This is a genomic window from Pseudomonas sp. S35, assembly GCF_009866765.1.
In the GTDB taxonomy this organism is placed as follows: Bacteria; Pseudomonadota; Gammaproteobacteria; order Pseudomonadales; family Pseudomonadaceae; genus Aquipseudomonas.
The window spans coordinates 3,388,453-3,410,191 of record NZ_CP019431.1 but is presented as its reverse complement, the minus strand read 5'-3'; the positions used below and the strand labels follow the sequence as shown (position 1 = coordinate 3,410,191).

The following is a 21,739-nucleotide window of genomic DNA, read 5'->3' as shown; positions in this document are numbered from 1 at the left end:
TGTTGGGGGTCAGAAGCGGTAGTCGGCTTTCACGTAGTAGAAGGCGCCTTCGGCACCGGCCGGTGAGATGCTCTGGTAGGCCACGCGCCCGCCGACAAAACGGTTGGCCACGTCGATCTTGTCCGGGTAGCTGTCGAAAATATTGTTGCCGCCCAAGGTCAGGGTGAGGGCCTGGCTGATGTCGTAGGACACGCTGGCGTTGCTCACCCACTGCGCGCAAAAGGTTTGGTCGCGGGCTTCGCCGAGGTTGGAATCGAGGGTGTAGGTGCCGTAGCGGATCGTGTTGAAACTCGCCTGCCATGCGCCTTTACGCCAGTCGGCCCCAAGGATCAGCTTGCTGTTGGGCGACGCGCTTTCCACGTAGCTGAGGGCTTCGCGATTGATCAGCGTGATGCCGGTGCCGGCCAGGGGGCCGGGGTTGTCCTTGATGTCGGTGACCTGGGTCTTGCTGTAGTTGAAGGCGCCGTTGAGGGTCAACTGGCTGGCATCGGCCAGGTCCAGGCGGTAGTGAGCGGCCACATCGACGCCGCTGGTCTTGGTGTCCAGGGCGTTGGTGAAAAAGCTCACGCCGGAATAATTGCCGTACCCTTGGTTTGCGAGGATCTGGCTTACCTGGGTACCGCTGAGGGTTTCCGACAGGGCAATACGATCCTGAATCCGGATGTGGTACGCATCGACGCTGACGCTGGCACGTTCCAGCGGTTGCCACACCACGCCAAGGGACAGGCTGGTGGATTTTTCCGGCTTCAGGTCACTGGCGCCCAATGCCCGTGCCACTGGCGTGTTCACGCTGACCGTGCCGACCTGATAGGCCGTGGGGTCGCCGGCCTTGAATTCGGTCTGGGTCGCCGATGTGCCGATCTGGCCCAATGTCGGCGCGCGGTAGCCGCTGCTGAGCGTCGAACGCAGGCCCCATTGCGGGGTGAAGTCGTAGCGCACGGAAAACTTGCCGGTCGTGGTGGTGCCAAAGTCATCGTAGTGCTCGCTGCGCCCGGCCAGGCCCAGTTGCAGTTTGTCGGTGACCTGTTGCTCCAGTCCCAGGTAACCGCCGAAGACGTGCCGTGCATAGCGGCCTTCGTCACTGTCCTGGGTGCCGGGGAAACCCTGGGCACCGCCGGCACGGGCGGGCAGGGCAGTGCCGTGGGTCCAGGAAGCGAGGTCGCCTGCGATCACCTCGTACGCCTCGTTGCGCCACGCCAGGCCGCTGGAAAACACCAGTGGGCCGGCGCCCCAGCCCACCTTGAATTCCTTTACATGGTCCAGGCCGACGTTGGTTTGCTCATTGACCAGCGCACCGGCATTGAAGCGGGTGGGGCTGGCAGGGCCGAGGCTGGCATTCAGCGAGTCGCTGAGGTGATAGTCGATGCGGTTGCGCCCGTAGTTGGCGCTGAGGTCGAAAGTGCCCAGGCTGTCGTCGCGAATCTTCACGCCGCCAGTGACCGAGGCATCCCGCGAGCGCACGTCGAGCAACGGCAGGAACCCGTTGGGGTACACGGCCACCAGGTTATTGGCGTCGATGGGACGGCGAAAAGTGGCCTGGGACTCGCCGGTACGGTCTTGATAAGTGGCGAAGCCATACAGGTCCACCGTGTCGTTGAGCGACAGGCCGGTATTGAGCGCCAGGTTCCAGTCTTCAAGCCCTGGCGAGCCGTAGCGCCAGTGGCGGTCGGCATCTGCTTCGCGCGCGTCGCCGGTGGGGTAGAACTGCCGGCCATCGGTACCGCCGGTGGACGTGCGTTCGCTGCGCAGGCCTTCACCGCTGAGGGTCAGGAAACCGTCCCCGGGCAAGGTAAAACCGCTCCAGCCACCGACCGAGCGGCGAAAACCGTCGCCCTTGGTGTACTGGCCAAAGGTGCTTTGCACCGCGCCGCCGTGGTCCTGCTCCTTGAGCACGATATTGATCACCCCGGCAATTGCGTCAGAACCGTATTGCGCCGAGGCGCCATCGCGCAGCACTTCAATATGGTCGACGGCGCTGACGGGAATCGTCGACAAGTCCACCGCCTGCGAGCCCCGGCCCAGGGTGGCCTTGGTGTTGACGAAGGCCGAGGCATGCCGACGCTTGCCATTGACCAGCACCAGCACTTGGTCCGAGGCCAACCCGCGCAGCGACACCGGCCGCTGCGATGACACGCCATCGGTGCCGTTGACTTGCGGGTAGTTCACCGACGGCACCAGGGTTTCCAGGGCCTTGGCCAGGTTGTCGGTGCCGGCGCGTTCCAATTGTTCGTTGCTGATCACATCGACGGGCGCAGCACTTTGCAGGGCGGTGACATCGCTGCGACGTGTGCCTATCACCTCGACCGATTTGAGCCGTGGCGCGGCGGGCTCGCTGGTACTGGCCAAACGATGGATCAACACGGCGCCGCTGGCGGTCTGGCTGAAGCCCAACTGTGAACCGCTCAAGGCGATCCCCAGCGCCTGCTCCTGGCTCAAGCGGCCCTGGATCGAACGACTTGCACGGCCTTCTACCAACGGCGGGTCGAAGGCGATGGGGTGGCCGCTTTGCTGGGAGATGCTCAGCAGCACCTCATCCAGCGGGCCGGCGGGAATATTGAACTCAATGACCTTTTGGACGGCGGCCGCATCGTTTTGCGCCAGCACCAGGTTCGGCAGCGCCAGGCCGCCCAAGGCCAATGCGCACGCCAGGGGTGCCAGGGTGAATCCTGTTTTCAACATGCCAATCTGCTCCGGGTCGTGATGTTCTTTACGACCTTGAGCAACTTCGTGGGCATATTTTCACTACTAAGTTAGAACACTTAGTTCGGTATCTAGACGATTTAGTTGCGCGTATAAGCTTCGATCAAACTGATCTAAGTGTGCAGTGAAAATATAAGGGAGTATCTGCACAAGGGTACTGACAGCCAGATCGGGTTGTCCGCGCAAAGCTCACAAGTCACGCACTTGTACAGCGGTCTGCACGCTTACGGAAAAGCTCATCAGGAGACAGATGCCCATGTCTGAATTGTCCGTTCTAAATCCAGCCAGCCCAGTGCCGGCCGTTCATTGCGAAAACACTGTGCCGCGCAGCATGGTGCACCGTGCTGCCGTCAGCGAGGTCTTCCTGACGGGCGCGGAGTTGGTAGAGGAGGGGCACTTTCGTTGCAGCGCGCAACTACCGCGCACCCACAGTTACTTCAGTGAACATACGCACCGCGCCGCACACTACGACATGTTGTTATTGCTGGAAGTGTTCCGCCAGGCGTCGATCTATATCTCCCACGCGTTCCTGGATGTGAGCGCCCAGGACAAGTTTATTTACCTGGACAGTGTCACGCGCGTCACCGAGCGCAGTTTGCTGGTGGTGGGGGATCGCCCGGCGTCGGCGCAGATCGATGTGTTTGTGGTGGACGAGTACCTGCGCCACGGTGAGCGCAGCGGGGTGACCCTGAACATGTCCCTGAGCATCAATGGCGAAGTCGCCGCACGGCACGAGCGCATGAGCATTCGGTGGATGAGCGGCGCGGCCTGGAACAAGATGCGTGTGCGTGGCCTGGCGGCGATTCCGGCCGACGCCGACCCGCTGGCGCAATTGCCGCCGCCCTTGAGCCCGTCGGCGGTAGGGCGCCATTGGCTGAACAACGTGGTGCTGGGCAAGGATCTGGAGCAGGGCGCCGACAGCTTGGTGGCGCCATTGATTGTGGACCTGAACAACCCCGCGATCTTCGATCACCCTCTGGACCATATCCCCGGCATGTTGCTGCTTGAAGGCTTCCGGCAGGTGGCGTTGGTGGTCGCGGATCGGCAGTTGCAGGCCGGCCCCGATCAGTTGCTGTTGTCCCGTTGCCATGTGGTATTCACCCGCTTTGGCGAGTTTGGTTTGCCGACCCGGGTACGTGCCGACCTCACTACCCTGGCCACTGACGAACACGGCCGCATCACCCTGGCCCTGGACGTAGAACAGGGCGGCGCGGTGATTGCCACGGCTGAGCTGGAGTTGTTGCCGGTGGTGGCCAGCCAGCCGCTGGCCCTGGTGGCCGGGGGTGTGCGATGAGCGACCTGAAGTTTATCTGGTTCGATTTCGGGGGCGTGCTGTCGCCGCCGATTCCCGCGTTGTTCGAGCAGTACGAGGTCAAGACCGGCCTCGCTCCACGGGTGCTGCAACAGGCCATGAGCGATGTGGCCGACGAGTTGGGCGTGCCGATGCTGGCGCCGGTGGAGAGTGCGTTGCTCACTGAAAAGGACTGGGGCCAACGCCTGGAACTGGCATTGCGTCGCCGCGATCCGCAGATCGATTTGTCCCGTGCGCGCCTGCAAACCTTCGGCGAGCATTGGTTCGCCGGCGTGCCGGCCAATGCACCGTTGGTGGCCGCTGTACGCGCGCTAAAACGTGCAGGATTGCGCGTGGGCATCCTCACCAACAACGTGGTGGAGTGGGAGCAGCACTGGCGGGCGATGGTGGGGTTGGACGAGGTGGTCGATCTGATCGTCGATTCCAGTCAGGAAGGTACGCGCAAACCAGAAGCGAGGTTTTTCCAGGTTGCCACGGCACGCTCGGGCGTTGCCCCGGCCAACAGCCTGCTGATCGACGATGTGGCCGAGAACATTCAAGCCGCCGCTGCATTGGGCTGGCACGTGCTGCACTTTATCGACAACCACCAGGCCCTCGCCCAGTTGCAGCGCCTGACCGGTGTGGACCTGTTGCAACCTGCCGGGGAGCCTGCCTGATGAATATCGCCGTGGTTACCACCGCGCAAGTCACTGTGGCGCGCATTCCCAACCTGGATGCGCCTGCCGCCTATCAACCTGCCGACCCTGCCAATGGCTTGCCCAGGATCCTGCTGCCCAGCGGCCACCTGGCCTATCACCTGACCCGTTACGAGCACGTACAGGCGTTGCTGCTGGATAACCGCGCCATTCGTGCGCCGTGCAACGAAGAGGACGGTGCGAGTTTCCTGCCCACCATCACGCCGCCGGAGCTGCTGCTCAACAACGACATTCCCGATCACGGCCGCTTGCGCAAAGTGGTTGCGCGGGATTTCAGCCCCAGCGGTGTGGCGCTACTGGCAGAAAAAGTGCAGCAGGCAACCCATGAGCGACTCGATGTGTTGCAGCGCCAGGCGCCTGGGGCCGACTTGTTCGCCCTGGTGCTCGATCACATCCCGGCAACGGTGGACTGCCAATTGCTCGGCATTCCCCTGAGTGACCGCGACTACTACAGGCCGCTGAGCCATACAGTGCAGGTCGCGTCGGACGCGGATGTGCCGCAGCTGTTGAACCAGTTCTGGGGTGTCTACAACTACCTCACCGACCTGGTGACCGGTGCGCGGCCGACCTATCCCGACGGGTTGATCCAGCGCTTCGTCGCCACTCGCAACGACAGCGAGCCGCCACTCAACGACAAAGAGTTGGTGGGCATCCTGCTCGGCGTGCTGATCGGTGGCGACCAGAACATTCTCACCGTGCTCACCAAGGCGGTGTACACCCTGTTGGCCGCGCCCCAGCTGTGGCAGCAACTGGTGGACGACCCGGCGCTGATCCCGAATGCCGTCGAAGAACTGCTGCGGGTGATTCCCCTGGGCACGATCTCGACGTTCCCGCGCCTGGCCAGTGTCGACCTGGAAGGCCCTTGGGGGCTGATCCCTGAAGGCAGCATCATCTATGCCGATGCGTTTGCCGCCAACCGCGACCCTGCGGTGTTCCCCGAGCCGTTGGCGATTCGCCTGGACCGCAACGATGCGCGGCATTTGCAGTTCGGCTATGGCATGCACAACTGCATGGGCGCGGCCCTGGCGCGTCTGGAAATCACCACGGTGTTGCAGGTTCTGGTGCAGCGCTTTCCCAACTTGCGCCTGGCGGTGCCGGCGGACCAGGTGCCCTGGGTCGACGGCATCATCCTGCGTCGTCCGGTGCGTTTGCCGGTACACGGTTTCACTTCAACCTGACCCTGGAAGGACCCATGAAAAACTCGTTTGCCGACACGGCTCTACTCACGATCATCCTGCTGGCGATATTCGTCGTGCCCAGCTCCATCTCCGGCACGGCCCTTGCGCTGCCGGCCATCGGCGCCGATATCCAGGCGCCGTTGACCAGCCTGCAATGGGTGGTCAACGCGTTCAACCTGGCATTTGCCTGCTTCACCCTGGCCTGGGGCGCGCTGGCTGATCGGCTCGGGCGCAAGCGCTGTTTTGTGGCCGGTGCGTCGCTGTATGTGGTGGCCTCGGTGCTGTCGGCGGTGGCTGACAGCGCGTGGTTGTTGGACGCGGCGCGGGGCCTGGCGGGGATTGGTGCGGCGGCGATTTTCTCGTGCGGCATTGCCATCCTCTCCACTCACTTCAGCGGCCCGGCGCGGCTGCGTGCGTTTGCCTTGTTCGGCACCGTTGCGGGGCTGGGTGTGAGCCTGGGCCCGACCTTGTCCGGCTTGCTGCTGGACAGTGTCGGCTGGCGCGCGATTTTCTGGGCACATGCGGTCACGTTGGTGATTGTGCTGTTGGGCAGCCCGTTGATCACGCGAGACGGCGAACTGGCGGAACGCACCGCACGCTTCGATGTGCCGGGCGCGACGTTGTTTGTGCTGGCCTTGCTGGCGCTGATGGTTGCCATCGTGCAGGGGTCGCAGTGGGGCTGGAGCAGCCCGGGCGTGCTCGGCCTGGTGGCGGTCGCGGCGGTGTTGCTGGCGGTATTTACCTGGCAGGAACGCCGCCATCGCCAGCCGATGCTGGACCTGTCGCTGCTGGCAAGCGGGCCGTTTGTGGGCCTGGCGTTGGTTACTGTGGCGGCATCGTTCGGCTTTGTGACCCTGCTGACGTACTTGCCGAGCTACCTGTTCGGCGTGCTGCAATTGAGCGCGACTCACGCAGGCTTGGCGATGTTGCTGCTGACGGTGCCGATGCTGTTCTGCCCGATTCTGGCCGGCAAGTGGGCGGCACGCGGGGTGTCGGCGATCGGCATTCTCAAGGTCAGCCTGATTGCGTTGCTGGTAGGCGTGGTGTCGTTGGCATGGGTCAGCCAGGTCGGCGTCGCATTGTGGCAACTGGCAGTGCCGTTGTTGCTGGTGGGCATTGGCATGGGCCTGTCGGCCGGGCTAGTGGATGGCCTGGCGCTAAAGACTGTGCCCGAGCAGAAAGCCGGCATGGCCGCCGGTTTGCTCAACACCTTTCGCCTCGGCAGCGAGGCAATTGCGGTGGCGTTGTATGGTTCGTTGCTGGCCACCTTGCTCGATACTCAATTGCGCGCCACCTTGAGCCGCCTGGCGCCCGATCCCTCGACGCTGCAACGTTGGATCGACGACGTGGCCGCCGGCAATCTCACGGGTGCGTTGCAAGCCCTGAGTGCTGAGCAGGCCGGCACCGTGCACAGCCTGTTTATCGGCGGCTATGACAGCGCTTTCCACGGCGTGCTCTGGGCATTGGCCGCGATCCTGCTGGTGCTGACCGTCGTGGTCGCCTGGCTGGTGCGACCGCTGCGTGAACAAGAGCGTACACAGGCGCAATTGGCGGCTAACTGAGCCAACCCGCACATCGCCTGCGACGTTCGCGGGCGGTGTTTTTGCGTGCCTGCAGGGTTGCCCAGGGTTATGCAAAAAGTGCAGTTTATTGGATGTTTTTATTCTTTTATCTAGTGATGCCCACTGGGGCAAACTGGATTCACCTGCCCGGATGCAGGTCTACCTCAAACCGACAGGCCCACCACCACTTGTCCGCTGGCGTGTGCAGTCCATGAAGACTATGGACCTATGGACCCGAATGCCTTGCTCAAGAGCCGCCTGATCGGCCAGATTTTCCAGCAGCACTACAGTTGGCTGTGTGCGCGCTTGTCCTACCGCACCGGTTGCAGCCACAGCGCTGAGGACATCGCCGCCGAGACCTTCCTCAAGGTGTGGATGCTGCCCGATCCCAGCGCCATCCGCGAACCGCGCGCACTGCTGACCACCATCGCCCAGCGCCTGATGTACGAGGGCTGGCGGCGTCGCGACCTGGAAAAGGCTTACTTGCAGATCCTGGCGCAAGTGCCGGAGCACGTGCATCCATCGCCGCAGGAGCAACTGATCCTGATCGAAAGCCTGCTAGCCATCGACCGGCTGCTGGATGGTCTGTCGGGCCAAGCCAAGGCGGTGTTTGTACACAGTCAGTTGGACGGCATGACTTACGCGCAGATCAGTGAACGGTTGGGCCTGTCGCTGGGGCGCATCCATCAATTGATGACTCAGGCCCTGCGTGCCTGTTACCTGGGGCTGACCGAGTGAGCAAGCAACCCTTGAACGACCCGGTGGCCGAGGAGGCCATTGGGTGGCTGGTGCAGATCCAGTCCGGCGAATTCAGCGCGGCGCAGCAAGACGCGCTGGAGCAGTGGCGCAGTACCTCGGCGCGCCATCGCGACGTCTACGCGCAACTGATTGCGGGACTGGACCAGCTCAAGGCCTCGCCCTGGCGCGGTCGCTCCAGCGCGCAACTGCTGCGTAGCCTGGAGCAGCCCAGCAGCCGTCGTGCATTCCTGCGCACCAGCCTGTGTGCAGTCGGGCTGGCAGCGGGGGTGGGTTGGGTATCGCGTTTCGACGAGGCGGGGCAGTCCTACGCCACCGGCACGGCAGAGCGCCGCACGTGGCAATTGGCGGACGGCAGCACGCTCAGGCTCAATGCCCGCAGCCAGGTGATCTCGGTGCAAGGTAGCGAGCAGCACGGCCTTGAACTGCGCGCCGGTGAAATGCTGGTCACGGTGTTGCGCCCGTTGCAGGTCACTACGCGTGCCGGCAGGGTAAGCGCCTCCACCGGTCGCCTTATGTTAAGCGAGCAGGGCGACGCCATGCGCCTGGTTACCCTCGACGCCGACGCGGTGCTGCATTTTGCCAGTGGTAGCCAGCAGCGCGTCGGCATGCATCAGAGCACCTTGTTCGACCACCAGCGCATCCTCACCCAAGTGCCTATGGCCGCCACGGAAACGGCCTGGCTGGATGGCTGGCTGGTGGTGCGCAACCAGACCCTGGCCACCGTGGTGGAGGCCATTCGGCCTTATCGCAACGGGATCGTGCGGTTGGACGCCGCAGTGGCCGGGTTGCGCGTGACCGGGCGGTTCCCCCTGGATGATGCCCGGCAGACGCTTGAAGCACTGGAGCAGAGTTTGCCGATCAGGGTCAGGCAGTGGGGTGGGGTGGTCGTGTTGATTGGAGCTAGGGCATAGGCAATGGTTGAGCCGGGCCTTTTAACTCGATTTGATTGTCATCGGGGTCGTTGAAGTAAATCGACAGCCCTGTACCTTCGGCGCCATAGCGCATTTGCGCCTTTTGCGCCGAGACACCGGCATCGGCCAGGTGGCTGAGAATGGCCTGCTCATCAAACGGCTCAACGCGCAGGCAGACATGATCGACGTTGTGCCGCTGCTTACCTGCTGCCTTGCCACCCTGACGACCGATCGGTCCGCTTACATCGACCAGGTCAATCATTGCGGTTCCGGCGCTCAGGTGAATCATGCCAAGGTCGTCACGGCGTTTTTTGACCTCACATCCCAGCACCGCGGTGTAGAAGGCCAGGCTTAGCTCGATGTCCTTCACCCGTAGAACCACATGGTCTATACGTTGCACTGAAAAACTGCGCATAAGGTTCACTCCTGTTGGCTCACCAATATGAGTCCCGTCAGCTGTGGGCCTAATTCAACGGGCCCACGACCTGCCGATAATGTTCTGCCCCCTGTAGCGTCTGGCGGGTCAGCTTGATCTCCAGGCCCAGGGGTTCGTCCTGGCGATTGCCGCTCAACTGACGCCAACCCTGGCCCGGCTCCCAGACGCGCACCTGCAGGTCGCTGACTTTGTCCAATACTGCCACGCCTTCGCCCGGAGAGGGCAGAGGGAAGTGGCTGCGCGCTGGCGCTGTGGCGCGATACAGGGTTTGGCCCTGCAACCACCAGCGTACCCGCTGCAAACCGTCTGCCGACGTGGCGCCAGTGCGTATCACGTCAAGGCGAAACCGTTGGTTGTCCGCGCTGCGCACGCTGATCGCTGCGGGCGTTTGTGCCGGTTCGGTCTCGCGCCCGGTCAGGTTCGGCGCGCGCAATTCGGTGCTGGCGCGCAGGGCCAGGTCGCGCTCCAGTTGGTTCAGGGCGCGCAGTATGGCTTCGGTGTGTTCGGTGCTGGCCTGCAAATGCTGGTCGGTACGGGTCACACTGTCGAGGCCGCGCCAGGCGATCAGGCTGACGATCGCCATCAGCATGATCGCCACCATCACTTCAATCAGCGTAAAGCCACGCTGTCGTGTCTTCATGGCGTGGCCTCCACGCGAAATTGTCCCGCCGCGCTGCGCAGCACCGAAAGGCTGCCCTGGCCGTTCGAAAGCTGCACGTGCAGCGGCGCATCGAACCATTCGGCGTTGAGTACCACGCGTTGTTTGGGGATGACGCGCACCTGAACCGTTGGCGTGTCCCACACACGGGGATGCAGTTGCGGGTCGCTGTTGAACTGATCGAAGCCGGTACCTTGTTCATTGCGTCGGCTGAAGCGAAACCCTTTGGCGTCAGCCAGCCAGGTGATCGGGCGCCCGTCGGCGCGCGCTTCGGCCTGGGCGATCTGCAGCAGTTGGACCAGTCGATTGGCGTCCTGGCGCAGCAGGTGCAGGGGGTCTGGCTTGATACTCAGGCCGACCGCCGCACTGGCGATGCCGATAATAATGAGCACCACCATCAGCTCGATCAGGGTAAAGCCTTGTTGCCGGGCTTGGGTCATCACGCAACGCTCCGTCGTCGTGGAGAAAAAACCGAGTGTTGTGCTGTAGACTGCGCGACAGGACAACAAGGAGGTTTCGTCTTGGCATACACTTTTCGTTTGTCGCCCGCGCAACTGTTGCAGTCGGCGGCGTTGCTCGCGGCGCTGGCGGGCGTACTGGTCTGGTCATCACTGCTGCTGACCCCTGCCCAATCGAGCCCATCGCCGACCGAGCGCGAAGGCGCCCCAGCAGCGGTCGACAGCCCCGCATTGCAGTGGTTTTCCAACAGGCCGGTAGTGATGGATCTCAAGGTCTCGGGGGTGATGACCAGTGCACACGGCGCGGTGGCGATCCTCAGTCTCAACGGCGCACCGGCGCGCGGGTTCCTGGCGGGTGAGCGGCTGAGCCAGGGAGTGCGCGTAGTGGCGATTGAACGAGATGCCGTGGTCATTGAGCGCGGCGACGAGAGGGCTCGATTCAAGATCAGCACGCTGCCCGACGCCCCGTTGATGCCGCCATTGACGCGGCCCTGAGCCCGCTCATTCGCGCTTCTCCAGCGGCTGGCCAAGCAGCGTCTCGAGCCGCGCCAATGGCGGCGCCTCGCGCTCGCGGTCCGAGACCAGCAGCGTGAGGCGCATCAGCCGTGGGTCGGCGCTCGCTGTGATCGCCTGCTCGCAGCGCAGTTGCAGGCGCCCCTGATCACAGTCGAACGTTTTGCGCCCCGGTGCCAGCCGGCCTTCCAGACGCAGCTCGGCCAGCCGGCCCTGCGCCGCCAGCAATGCCAATGACCGGTCCCGCAGCAGGCCATTGCTTTGGGTCATCAGGCTTGCAACGCGCACGGCTGCCGACATGGCCACGGCAATAATCGCCAACGCCACCAGCACCTCGATCAACGTAAAACCTTGCTCCTTGCGCGACAGCTCCATGGGTGACTCTTCAGCGGAAACCAGCCGGCAGGATAACACCCGAAAACGCGCAAAAGACCCAGCGTGTTGCTGAGTTTTTGCAATACACCATTTGGTTCATTTGTTACACTGCGCGCCGAATTGCAAACACGCCAAGGATGGTTGATATGGATGTCGCTCGCGTCAAATTTCAGTCTGCAGGTGGTCGTGGTCAGCAGGGGTTTACCCTGATCGAGATCATGGTGGTGGTGGTCATTCTCGGGATTCTCGCGGCCATGGTCGTGCCCAAGGTGCTCGACCGCCCGGACCAGGCCAGGGCCACGGCGGCCAGGCAGGATGTCGCCGGGCTGATGCAGGCACTCAAGCTCTATCGCCTCGACCACGGCACCTACCCGAACATGAACCAGGGGCTCAAGGTGTTGGTGGAGCGTCCGGCAGACGCCAAGAGCAGCAACTGGCGGTCCTACTTGGAGCGCTTGCCCAATGACCCGTGGGGTCGCCCTTATCATTACCTGAACCCCGGCGCGAACGGCGAAGTCGACATCTTCTCCCTTGGTGCTGACGGGCAACCTGACGGCGACGGCGTGAACGCCGATATCGGCTCCTGGCAGCTCTAAGCGCCGCCATGAAATACGCTTCGCTCAACGTGGCGAAACAGCGCGGCATGGCAATCATCAGTGCTTTGCTGATTGCTGCCCTCGTGGCAGTCATCGCCGCCGGCATGCTCACCCGCCAGAGTGTGTTTACCCGTTCCCTGGAGGCTGAACAATCACGCCTGCAAGGCAGCGCGGTATTGCTCGGTGGCCTGGAACTGAGTCGGCAAATACTGTGGGATGCGCGTCGCAAGGAAGCGCCGACGCGGCTTGACCAGCCGTGGGCGCAACCGATCAAGGACGGCTCGCCGAGTGCCAGCTTTGAAGGGCGCCTGGAAGACCTGCAAGGTAAGTTCAACCTGCGCAACTTGATCGCCGGCGAGCGTGTCAATGCCAGGCAATTACGCAGTTTTGAGCAGCTGTGCGCCATGCTTGGCATCGATGCCGGCGTCGCGCAACGCATCAGTCAGCGCGTCATTGCCGCTTATCCGCAACAAGAACCCGCGCAAAACCCAGGGCAAAACCGGTTTAACAGCGGCCGGGTGACGTCGCCAGACGCCAACGCCAACCCCGTTCCTGCAACCCGGCCGATGCTGCGCAGCCTCGACGACCTGCGCGGTATCCAGGGTGTGAATGAGCGCGTGCTGGCGCGCCTGGCACCCTACGTCAGCGTTATCCCGGTCAGTACCTGGGTCAACAGCAATACCGCCAGCGCCGAGGTATTGGCCGCGGTGGTGCCAGGGTTATCGCTGACCCAGGCGCAGGTGTTGGTCGCAGAGCGTGATCGGGGCCAGTGGTTTATCAACCGTGGCGACTTTCTCAATCGCCTGCGTGCGCCACAATTGAGCGTCGACGATCTTGACGTTGGCATCACCAGCGAGTGGTTTCTGCTCCACGGCCAGGCCCGCCGCGACAAGCGCCGGGTCAGCTTGGACGCCTTGCTGTATCGCTCGGAGAGCGACATGCCCCGGGTAATCTGGTCGAGGTTGGGGGTATGAGTCTGCGCATTGCCTTGCCGCCGCTGGACAGCCTCACGCCGGACACCGAACTTGCGTTCGCACACCTGGACCGTACCGGTCGCGTCAGCCACACCGGCGTCAGCACGCTGGCGATTCTGGGGCAGGCGGCTCAACCGCAGGCCGTGGAGTGCTTTCTTCATCCCGCGGACAGCGTCCTCACGCATTTGCAATTGCCGCCGCTGTCGGCTGCGAAAATCCAGGCGGCGGTGAGGTGTGCCGCGCAGGCGCTGATCCTCGGCCGCAGCGAACAGATGCATGTCACTCACAGCCCCCGCGATGCCGATGGACGGGTGTTTCTCAGTTGGTTGCCGACGGTAGTGCTGCAGCGTTTGGGTGAGATGTTGAGCCAGCACCGGTTAAAGTTGCGGGGTCTCTACCCCGCGCCTTATGGCCTGCCGGTGCCGGCTGCCGGGCACATCAATGCCTGTGTGCTGGAGGGGTATTTGCTGCTGCGCCACGGCCCAGATCAAGGCGCGGTCGAACCGCAGGTTCAGGCGAACCTGGACGCGCTGGCAGCCAGCGGCAGCCGCTTGGCCTGGTTCGGTGACGACGCCCCCGCCGCAGTGCATGAGCTACACCCTGCGCAGCAGCGCTGGTCTGCTTCTTTGCCTGCGTGGGGATTGCACGGCGGTGTCGGCAAGGCGTCGGGGCCGCCTGCCGGTTGGGGCGGGGCGCTGGCCTGTTGTGCATTGGCGATTGGCGTGTGGCTGCTGGGCCTGAACCTTTACGCTGCGCGCCAGGCCAGTGAAGGCCAGCAACTCAAGCTGCAGATGAGCCAGCGAGTCAAGCAGGCCTTTCCCGAGTTGCCGGTGATCCTCAATCCACTGCAGCAAGCGCGTCAGCAAGTAAGCGCCCGGCAGCACCCGGTCAGCACCGATGCGTCCCAGCGTTTTGCCAGCCTGGTACTGCACGCTGCCAATGCGATGCCGTCTATGGTGGGCAGCGTGCAGGGCCTGATATTTGAGAACGGTGAGTTGCAATTGAGCTTGCCCGCCGATGTACCTCGAAACAGCGCCGATAATGCCTGGCAAGCCGCGCTGGCCCAGACCGGCCTCGCCGCAGACGCCACCCCGACCGGCTGGCGCCTGCGTCTGGCCGAGACCGAATCCCGCGAACCTGGTTCCAGTGTTGTAGTCGATGATGAATAAGCAGTCCCTGATTCTCTGGCGTGGCCAATGGCAGTATTTCAACGCGCGTGCACGGGTGTTCTGGCGCGGCCTGTCATTGCGTGAGAAACGCCTGGTCGCGGGCACCGCACTGCTGCTCGGCGGGCTGTTGAGCTGGCTGGTGCTGATCCAGCCGCCGCTGAAAAAAATCGACTACTGGCAGGCTGAAACCCCAAAGCTTCGCGCGCAAACCCAGGCACTTGAACGCTTGCTGCGCGAGGTGCCGATACCGCACGCCGGCCAGCCGCTTGAACCGGCCTTGCGCCAGAGCCTGGATACGCACGGGCTGGCCGCACGTTACCAACTGAAGCCACTGGATAACGGCTGGCAGCTGACGTTCGACGCCGCGCCGGCCGATGCAGTCATCGGCTGGTTGGTGAGCAACCCAAGGCAGTTTTCTCTGGAAGTGGTCGAGGCTCGTTTGCAGCGTGCAAACGACGCCAAGGCCGATGATACGGCAGGCACTCTGTCGGGAACCGTCCGCATGGATCAGGCGCTTGGCGCTAAGGAAGCTTCATGAAGTGGTCAGGTTCCAACTATGCACGCAATGCCGTGCCGTTCCTGTTATTGGCACTCGGCGCGTGCAGCACACAAACGACGCCCAACCCGCCACCGCTGTTGGTCGACAGTGAACTCGGCCAACCCCTGGCCAGTCCCCCGCGCAGCGGCGATGTATTGCTGGAGCGCCAACGCACCCAGACGCAGATCGCGCGGCAAGCGCGGCCACAGCACACCCTCGTCAACCCAGTACGCAGGGGCGGCGCAAGTGCTGCCAGTGCAGGGCTGAGCACACCGTTGGGCAGCCAACCGGTGAGCCTGAATTTCGTCGATGCCGACATTCAAGCCGTGGTGCGCGGGTTGTCCCGCGCCACTCGCCGACAGTTTCTGGTCGACCCACGCGTGACTGGCAACCTGACCCTGGTGTCCGAAGGCGAAGTACCGGCGCACCAGGCCTACGACATGTTACTGGCAGCGCTGCGCATGCAGGGGTTCAGCGTGGTCGACGTGGGTGGCGTGGCGCATGTGGTGCCGGAGGCCGATGCCAAGTTGCTCGGCGGGCCGATCTACAGTGCCGACCGGCCGGCTGCGAATGGCATGCTCACGCGCACGTTTCGCCTGCACTATGAAAACGCGGTGAACCTGATCCCGGTACTGCGCCCGATTGTCTCGCCGAACAACCCGATCAACGCTTACCCCGGCAACAACACCCTGGTCATTACCGACTACGCCGACAACCTGGCGCGTGTGGCGCAACTGATCGACAGTATCGACACGCCGAGTGCCATCGACACCGACGTGGTGCAGGTCCAGAACGGCATTGCGGTGGATATCGCGGGAATGGTCTCGCAGTTGCTGGAACAGCCGGGCAGCGACGCAACCCAGAAGATTTCGGTGGTAGGCGACCCGCGCTCCAACGCGATCATCATCCGTACCGGCAGCCCCGAGCGCACTGAACTTGCGCGCAACCTGGTGTACAAACTCGACAACGCCCAGAGCAATCCGAGCAACCTGCACGTGGTGTACCTGCGCAACGCCCAGGCGGCCAAGCTGGCTCAGGCGCTGCGCGGTTTGCTCACCGGTGAAAGCGACAGCGGCACGGGTGATACCGGGCGTTCGGTGTTGAGCGCGATGGGCGGCAACACCAGTGGCGGGCAGAGCGGTCAAAGCAGTACCAGCCAGCCGTCAAGCACCGGCGCCAGCACGGACTACGGGCAGGGCAGCGGCAATTCGAGCAGCCAGGCCGATGCGCAGACGGCGGACAAAAGTGTCGCTTTCAGCGCCGGGGGCGTAACGATCCAGGCGGACGCCACCACGAATACCTTGCTGATTTCTGCACCCGAGCCGCTGTACCGCAACCTGCGGGAAGTCATCGATATGCTCGATCAGCGCCGTGCACAGGTGGTGATCGAGAGCCTGATCGTTGAGGTCGGCGAGGACGATGCCAACGAGTTTGGCGTGCAATGGCAAAGCGGTGACCTGGCGGGCAAGGGCGTGATCGGCGGCGCCAATCTGGGCGGCAGCGGGTTGAAGACCGGCGGCCTGAGCAGTATCGACGCGCTCCCAGGCGGGCTGAGCGTGGGCTACCTCAGCGGCACGGTGAACATCCCCGGTATCGGCAATGTCATGGACCTCAAGGTGCTGGCCCGTGCGCTCAAGAGCAAGGGCGGCAGCAACGTGCTGTCAACGCCGAACCTGCTGACCCTGGACAACGAAGCCGCGAGCATTTTTGTCGGCCAGACCATTCCGTTTGTCAGCGGCAGCTACGTGACCGGTGGCGGTGGCACCAGCAACAACCCGTTCCAGACGGTGACGCGTGAAGAGGTGGGGCTCAAACTCAATGTTCGGCCGCAGATCTCCGAAGGCGGTACGGTCAAGCTCGACATCTACCAGGAAGTCAGCAGCATCGATGAGCGCGCCTCCAGCAGCGCGACGTCGGCGGGCGTAGTCACCAACAAGCGTGCGATCGACACCAGCATCCTGCTCGATGACGGGCAGATCATGGTGCTCGGCGGCCTGCTGCAGGACGGTTACAGCCAGAGCAACGAGGCGGTGCCGTGGCTCTCAAGTATTCCTGGGCTGGGTGCGCTGTTTCGCAACGAGCGCCGCACCACCACCAAGACCAACCTGATGGTGTTCCTGCGGCCCTATATCATCCGGGACAGCGCTGCTGGGCGGGAGATTACCCTCAACCGCTACGACTTCATACGCCGCGCCCAGGGCGCGCTGCAACCGGAGCGCAGTTGGGCGATGCCGGACATGCAGGCGCCACAAGTCCCGGCAGCGGCCGTGGGGGTGCCAGCGTTGCCGGCCAGCGGGCAACCCCGTGCGACGATTCGCGCAGTGCCGCTTCAATGAGTACGTTGCCTTACGCCTGGGCCAAGGCGCAGCGTATCCTGCTGCGCAGCAGCGAGGAGGGCGCAGTGCTGACAGTGTGCCCGTCGACGCCCGGCTGGGCGATCAGCGAAGCGCGCCGCCAGTTTGGCCCGGCGCGGCTTGAGCAGGTACGCGACGAGGAACTTGACGGCTTGCTCGCCGCCGCTTATGCCGATACCGGCAGCGCGGCGGCTGTGGTGGGCGCGGCGGAAAACGAAGTCGACCTTGACCGCTTGATGCAGGACATCCCGGAAATCACCGACCTGCTCGATACTCAGGACGGCGCGCCGGTGATCCGCATGATCAACGCGCTGCTCACCCAGGCGGCGCGTGACGAGGCCAGCGATATTCATATCGAACCGTATGAAAGCCATTCTGTGGTGCGCTACCGGGTCGATGGCACCCTGCGTGACGTGGTCTCGCCGCGCAAGGCCCTGCACGCGGCGCTGGTGTCGCGGATCAAGATCATGGCGCAACTGGACATCGCGGAAAAACGCCTGCCCCAGGACGGCCGCATTGCGTTGCGCGTGGCGGGGCGGCCGATCGACATCCGCGTCTCCACGGTGCCCACCGGCCACGGCGAACGGGTGGTGATGCGCTTGCTCGACAAACAGGCCGGGCGCCTGCAACTCGAAACCCTGGGGATGGATGCGTTGGTGCTGGCCAAGCTGGACGAACTGATCCGCCAGCCCCACGGCATTGTGCTGGTCACCGGCCCAACCGGCAGCGGCAAGACCACCAGCCTCTATGCCGCCCTCGCACGGCTGGACGCCAGCACCAGCAATATCCTCACCGTTGAAGACCCGGTGGAATACGACCTGCCGGGCATCAGCCAGATCCAGGTCAACGCCAAGATCGACATGACCTTCGCCCTGGCCCTGCGGGCGATCCTGCGCCAAGACCCGGACATCATCATGATCGGCGAAATACGCGATCTTGAAACCGCGCAGATCGCGGTGCAGGCTTCGCTCACCGGGCACCTGGTACTGGCTACCCTGCACACCAATGACGCGGTATCGGCGGTCAACCGCTTGATCGACATGGGCGTGGAGCCATTCCTGTTGGCGTCTTCGATGCTCGGCGTACTGGCGCAACGGCTGGTACGGCGCCTGTGCAGCCACTGCAAGCAGGAAGACCCGGCCAGCCCTGGCACGTGGCGTCCGCTTGGCTGCGCAGCCTGTAACCACACCGGCTACAGCGGCCGCACCGGAATCCATGAATTGTTCTGTATCGACGATGAGATTCGCGCGTTGATCCACCAGGGTGCAGGTGAGCAGGCCCTGCGCGCAGCGGCTCGCGAAGCGGGCATGTTCAGCCTGCGCGAGGACGGTGAGCGTTGGGTGCGCGCAGGGGCCACGGCGCCGGAAGAAATCTTGCGTGTGACACGGGACGCCTGATGAATCGCTACCGTTTCGAAGCGGCTGATGCCACCGGCAAACTTGAGTCCGGGCATATTGAAGCCGACAGCCAGCGCGCCGCGTTCAGCGTGTTGCGCAGCCGTGGGCTCACCGCGCTCTCGGTGCAGCTCGAAAACCCTGTGCCTGCCGGCGGTGGTGCATTGTTCAGTGCCAGGTTCTCCGACAACGACCTCGCTTGGGCGACACGGCAACTGGCGAGCCTGCTGGGTGCCAGCCTGCCGCTGGAAGCAGCGTTGAGCGCCACGGTAGAGCAGGCGGAAAAAAAGCACATCGCCCAGACCTTGAGCGCGATACGCGCCGATGTCCGCGGTGGTATGCGCCTGGCCCAGGCCCTGGCGACACGGCCACGGGATTTCCCGGCGATCTACCGCGCCTTGATTGCCGCCGGTGAAGAGTCCGGCGACCTTGCCCACGTCATGGAACGTTTGGCCGACTACATCGAAGAACGCAACAACCTGCGCAGCAAGATCCTCACTGCGTTTATCTACCCAGGCGTGGTCGGGTTGGTGTCGATTGCGATCGTGATCTTCCTGCTCAGTTATGTGGTGCCGCAGGTGGTCAGTGCGTTTTCCCAGGCGCGCCAGGACCTGCCGGGGCTGACCCTGGCGATGCTCAACGCCAGCGACTTTATCCGCGCCTGGGGTTGGCTGTGTTTTGTCGGCATTGTCGGCGGCTTCTGGGGCTGGCGCCTCTACCTGCGCAACCCTGTCGCTCGGTTGAGCTGGCACAGCCGTGTGCTGCGCCTGCCGCTGATCGGGCGTTTTGTGCTGGGCCTGAACACGGCGCGGTTTGCCTCGACCCTGGCAATTCTGGGCGGCGCCGGGGTGCCGCTGTTGCGTGCCCTGGAAGCGGCGCGGCAAACCCTGTCCAATGATCGCTTGAGCCTGAGCGTGAGTGACGCCACGGCAAAGGTGCGCGAAGGCGTCAACCTCGCCGCTGCGTTGCGCGTGGAAAACGTGTTCCCGCCGGTGCTGATCCACCTGATCGCCAGCGGTGAAAAAACCGGCTCGCTGCCGCCGATGCTGGAGCGGGCGGCGCAGACGTTATCACGCGATATCGAGCGCCGCGCCATGGGCATGACGGCGCTGCTGGAGCCTCTGATGATTGTGGTGATGGGCGCGGTAGTGCTGGTGATTGTGATGGCGGTGCTGTTGCCGATCATCGAGATCAACCAGTTGGTGCAGTAGCCACAGGCACACAAAAAAGCCCTCGTCACCGAGGGCTTTTCATTACGCGGTGCACCCGCTCAGTCAGAGCTTGCCGGCACCGGCCTTGGCCTTGACGTCCGCAGCGACTTTGTCTGCCGCCAGCGGCGTGTAGCTGTAAGGCGGAGTCCAGCCGATGCTCGAGGTCCAGGAGGAGCAGGTCAGCGCGCTGCCATTGAGGGTCGAGCCGGTGTCGCGGTACACGCTGCCACCGTAGTCGCCGGCAATTTTGTCGCAGCCGCTGATGCCACTGATCTCGAATGCGTTTTTCTCGGAGAAGATCTTCGAGCTCTTGCCGACGCCATGGGCGTACGAGAACGGGTAGACCTTATCGCTGGTGCTGCCCACGTGGTAGTTGTTGTACAGGTGCACTTGGCCGAAGCGCACTCGCGGGGCGCGGGCCGAGATGTTCTCGAACAGGGAGTTATGGATCGTCACCTTGAGCTTGCCATCATCGGTGGTGCGGCTGTCGCTCGAACCGATCAGGTTGTTCTTCTCGTGGGATTTGAACGCGGTGTACGAGATGGTCACGTAGTTGGCGCCGTTTTTCACGTCCAGCGCGCCGTCGTGATGCTGTTTCGGGCGGCCGTTGGCGGTGCCGTTCTGCGCATCGGTGCGGCGACCGTCGGTGAAGGTGACATGGTCGACCCACACGTTGTTGGCGCCTTCGATGGTGAGGCCATCGTATTCAGAGTTCCAGTTACCTTCCTTGCCGTCGTCGGCATCCCAGATCGGCTCTGGGTCCCAAGGGTTCTCGATGGTCAGGTTGCGAATGATCACGTCGTTTTCTTTGGCGTAGAAAAAACCTTCGCGGATTTCGGCGGTGCTGCTGGTGCCGACGATGGTGGTCTTGCCGGGGATATCCAGGCGACCACGCTTCTTCATATCAGCAGTCGTCGTATAAGTCTTGCCTTCGCTGACGTCGATCACGCCGGTGATCTTGATGATGCGTCCGTTGGTTCCCACAGAAGCGCTGAGTGCGGTTTTCAACTCGGCAGCGTTTTTTACCGTGTAGATGTTAGCCGCCGCTGCCTTGGAACCGCCCTTGGTGCCACCGTTCTGAGTCGCCCAGCCGGTCGTCGCCGAATCCAGCCAAATGTCCGCAGCGTGTGCCGGCAGGCTGCCAAGCACGAGGGAGCCGAAGATGGCCGTGGCCAGTTTGCACGCGGTGAAGGTTGATCGCTTTGTCATGAATAATCAGATCCTTGATTAACTTGAGTGTTTAAACGCGCGCACCTGTGGCGCGTTTCTCGAGCGGACGTCCGTGTCATCGATGCAGCGAATCGAACGTCCGCTGCATGAGAAATACTATCATGTGTTGTTTCGTTGTCGTACAACTGAATGCGCCGTGATGTGGGTTTGTTCGCAAATCGAGCGTTTAACCCGGTGCGCGCGGCATTAGTCTGACATCTCTGTCAGAGGGGCAAGTGTCGAGGCTTCCCCTTCCAGCCAACGCATGACATTGGTGATTTGTTGCTCCAGCGGCGTCAAAACGATCCCGGCTGCGCAGTTCGCCCAGGCCCAGTGCGCCGCTGACCAAGTAGTAGCCGGCCTGGCATGTGAGCGCAGTTACGATTCGATGCGTCAATGAGGGATTGTGTTCGGTCGGCAGGACGCCGGGGAGATGTAAATTGCGGTGCAGGGTCTAAAATTGCGGAGCGCAAAAGATAAGAGCCTGCATGAAGTTCATCATGCAAGCCCTTGATATCTATGGTGCCCGAACCCGGAATCGAACCGGGACGCCCTTACGAGCGGGGGATTTTAAGTCCCATGCGTCTACCAGTTTCGCCATTCGGGCGGTAGCGCGGTGAAGCAGGGTTGGGAATATATAGATCCAAGCGTCTGGGCGCAAGGCCGCGAGGCGGCTTTATTGTGACTGAGGCTGGATTAAAAAGCTTGGTAGATCAGTGATCTACAAGGGGATTGAT

The 21,739-nt window shown here is 63.1% G+C and carries 20 protein-coding genes and 1 tRNA gene; 14 read left to right on the top strand and 7 right to left on the bottom strand.

Going from position 1 to position 21,739, the window contains the following annotated elements; translation table 11 throughout:
• Nucleotides 1-9: 9 nt before the first annotated feature.
• Nucleotides 10-2,679, bottom strand: a complete 2,670-nt coding sequence (locus tag PspS35_RS15140; RefSeq protein WP_159935556.1) for a TonB-dependent receptor — start codon at nt 2,677-2,679, stop codon at nt 10-12.
• Nucleotides 2,680-2,956: 277 nt separating this feature from the next.
• On the opposite strand from PspS35_RS15140, the gene PspS35_RS15135 reads away from it, so the two are divergent.
• The 6 genes from PspS35_RS15135 to PspS35_RS15110 all read left to right on the top strand — a co-directional run bounded on the left by PspS35_RS15135 (nt 2,957) and on the right by PspS35_RS15110 (nt 9,117).
• Nucleotides 2,957-3,994 carry a ScbA/BarX family gamma-butyrolactone biosynthesis protein gene (locus PspS35_RS15135; protein WP_159935555.1) on the top strand — a complete coding sequence of 346 codons (1,038 nt, stop codon included), beginning with the start codon at nt 2,957-2,959 and terminating at the stop codon, nt 3,992-3,994.
• Nucleotides 3,991-4,668: an HAD family phosphatase gene (locus PspS35_RS15130; RefSeq protein ID WP_159935554.1), complete on the top strand. Its 678-nt coding sequence runs from the start codon at nt 3,991-3,993 to the stop codon at nt 4,666-4,668. The genes PspS35_RS15135 and PspS35_RS15130 overlap by 4 nt, the downstream gene beginning before the upstream one ends.
• Nucleotides 4,668-5,885 carry a cytochrome P450 gene (locus PspS35_RS15125; RefSeq protein ID WP_159935553.1) on the top strand — a complete coding sequence of 406 codons (1,218 nt, stop codon included), beginning with the start codon at nt 4,668-4,670 and terminating at the stop codon, nt 5,883-5,885. Before PspS35_RS15130 ends, PspS35_RS15125 begins: the two co-directional genes overlap by 1 nt.
• A 14-nt stretch (nt 5,886-5,899) precedes the next feature.
• The gene (locus PspS35_RS15120; RefSeq protein ID WP_159935552.1) at nt 5,900-7,447 is read left to right on the top strand and encodes an MFS transporter; all 1,548 of its coding nucleotides are present in this window, start codon (nt 5,900-5,902) and stop codon (nt 7,445-7,447) included.
• Nucleotides 7,448-7,675: 228 nt separating this feature from the next.
• Nucleotides 7,676-8,185 carry a sigma-70 family RNA polymerase sigma factor gene (locus PspS35_RS15115; RefSeq protein ID WP_159935551.1) on the top strand — a complete coding sequence of 170 codons (510 nt, stop codon included), beginning with the start codon at nt 7,676-7,678 and terminating at the stop codon, nt 8,183-8,185.
• Nucleotides 8,182-9,117, top strand: a complete 936-nt coding sequence (locus PspS35_RS15110; RefSeq protein WP_159935550.1) for a FecR domain-containing protein — start codon at nt 8,182-8,184, stop codon at nt 9,115-9,117. Before PspS35_RS15115 ends, PspS35_RS15110 begins: the two co-directional genes overlap by 4 nt.
• On the opposite strand, the gene PspS35_RS15105 is transcribed toward PspS35_RS15110, so the two are convergent.
• Genes PspS35_RS15105 through gspH form a run of 3 tightly spaced genes read right to left on the bottom strand, consistent with a single transcriptional unit; the run spans nt 9,107 to nt 10,651 of the window.
• The gene (locus PspS35_RS15105; RefSeq protein WP_159935549.1) at nt 9,107-9,532 is read right to left on the bottom strand and encodes a VOC family protein; all 426 of its coding nucleotides are present in this window, start codon (nt 9,530-9,532) and stop codon (nt 9,107-9,109) included. The two genes, PspS35_RS15110 and PspS35_RS15105, sit on opposite strands and share 11 nt — an antisense overlap.
• A 49-nt stretch (nt 9,533-9,581) precedes the next feature.
• Nucleotides 9,582-10,193, bottom strand: coding sequence for a prepilin-type N-terminal cleavage/methylation domain-containing protein (locus PspS35_RS15100; RefSeq protein ID WP_159935548.1), 612 nt, complete (start codon nt 10,191-10,193; stop codon nt 9,582-9,584).
• Nucleotides 10,190-10,651, bottom strand: a complete 462-nt coding sequence (gspH, locus tag PspS35_RS15095; protein ID WP_159935547.1) for a type II secretion system minor pseudopilin GspH — start codon at nt 10,649-10,651, stop codon at nt 10,190-10,192. Before gspH ends, PspS35_RS15100 begins: the two co-directional genes overlap by 4 nt.
• Before the next feature lie 81 nt (nt 10,652-10,732).
• Here gspH and PspS35_RS15090 point away from each other — a divergent pair, with 81 nt between their 5' ends.
• Nucleotides 10,733-11,164 (top strand): general secretion pathway protein GspC, encoded by a 432-nt coding sequence (locus PspS35_RS15090; protein WP_159935546.1) that lies wholly within the window; start codon nt 10,733-10,735, stop codon nt 11,162-11,164.
• Between the two features lie 6 nt (nt 11,165-11,170).
• Here PspS35_RS15090 and gspI read toward each other — a convergent pair whose 3' ends face one another.
• Complete coding sequence (gspI, locus tag PspS35_RS15085; RefSeq protein WP_159935545.1) at nt 11,171-11,557, bottom strand: type II secretion system minor pseudopilin GspI; 387 nt, start codon at nt 11,555-11,557, stop codon at nt 11,171-11,173.
• A gap of 146 nt (nt 11,558-11,703) precedes the next feature.
• Here gspI and gspG point away from each other — a divergent pair, with 146 nt between their 5' ends.
• From gspG to gspF, 7 genes are read left to right on the top strand one after another with little or no spacing between them, the layout of a single operon-like run.
• Nucleotides 11,704-12,153, top strand: coding sequence for a type II secretion system major pseudopilin GspG (gene gspG / locus PspS35_RS15080; RefSeq protein WP_159935544.1), 450 nt, complete (start codon nt 11,704-11,706; stop codon nt 12,151-12,153).
• A gap of 8 nt (nt 12,154-12,161) precedes the next feature.
• A complete protein-coding gene (gene gspK, locus PspS35_RS15075; RefSeq protein WP_159935543.1) occupies nt 12,162-13,127 on the top strand; it encodes a type II secretion system minor pseudopilin GspK in 966 nt (321 codons plus the stop codon).
• Nucleotides 13,124-14,296, top strand: coding sequence for a type II secretion system protein GspL (gene gspL, locus PspS35_RS15070; protein ID WP_159935542.1), 1,173 nt, complete (start codon nt 13,124-13,126; stop codon nt 14,294-14,296). The genes gspK and gspL overlap by 4 nt, the downstream gene beginning before the upstream one ends.
• Complete coding sequence (gene gspM, locus PspS35_RS15065; RefSeq protein WP_159935541.1) at nt 14,289-14,834, top strand: type II secretion system protein GspM; 546 nt, start codon at nt 14,289-14,291, stop codon at nt 14,832-14,834. Before gspL ends, gspM begins: the two co-directional genes overlap by 8 nt.
• A complete protein-coding gene (gene gspD / locus PspS35_RS15060; RefSeq protein WP_159935540.1) occupies nt 14,831-17,170 on the top strand; it encodes a type II secretion system secretin GspD in 2,340 nt (779 codons plus the stop codon). The genes gspM and gspD overlap by 4 nt, the downstream gene beginning before the upstream one ends.
• Nucleotides 17,167-18,585, top strand: a complete 1,419-nt coding sequence (gene gspE, locus PspS35_RS15055) for a type II secretion system ATPase GspE (protein ID WP_159935539.1) — start codon at nt 17,167-17,169, stop codon at nt 18,583-18,585. The genes gspD and gspE overlap by 4 nt, the downstream gene beginning before the upstream one ends.
• On the top strand, nt 18,585-19,793 hold the full coding sequence (gspF, locus tag PspS35_RS15050; protein WP_159935538.1) for a type II secretion system inner membrane protein GspF: 1,209 nt from the start codon (nt 18,585-18,587) through the stop codon (nt 19,791-19,793). Before gspE ends, gspF begins: the two co-directional genes overlap by 1 nt.
• Nucleotides 19,794-19,856: 63 nt before the next feature.
• On the opposite strand, the gene PspS35_RS15045 is transcribed toward gspF, so the two are convergent.
• Both PspS35_RS15045 and PspS35_RS15040 read right to left on the bottom strand, forming a co-directional pair.
• On the bottom strand, nt 19,857-21,002 hold the full coding sequence (locus PspS35_RS15045; protein ID WP_159935537.1) for a pectate lyase: 1,146 nt from the start codon (nt 21,000-21,002) through the stop codon (nt 19,857-19,859).
• A gap of 520 nt (nt 21,003-21,522) precedes the next feature.
• Nucleotides 21,523-21,609: transfer RNA gene (locus PspS35_RS15040), tRNA-Leu, on the bottom strand.
• Between the last annotated feature and the right edge of the window lie 130 nt (nt 21,610-21,739).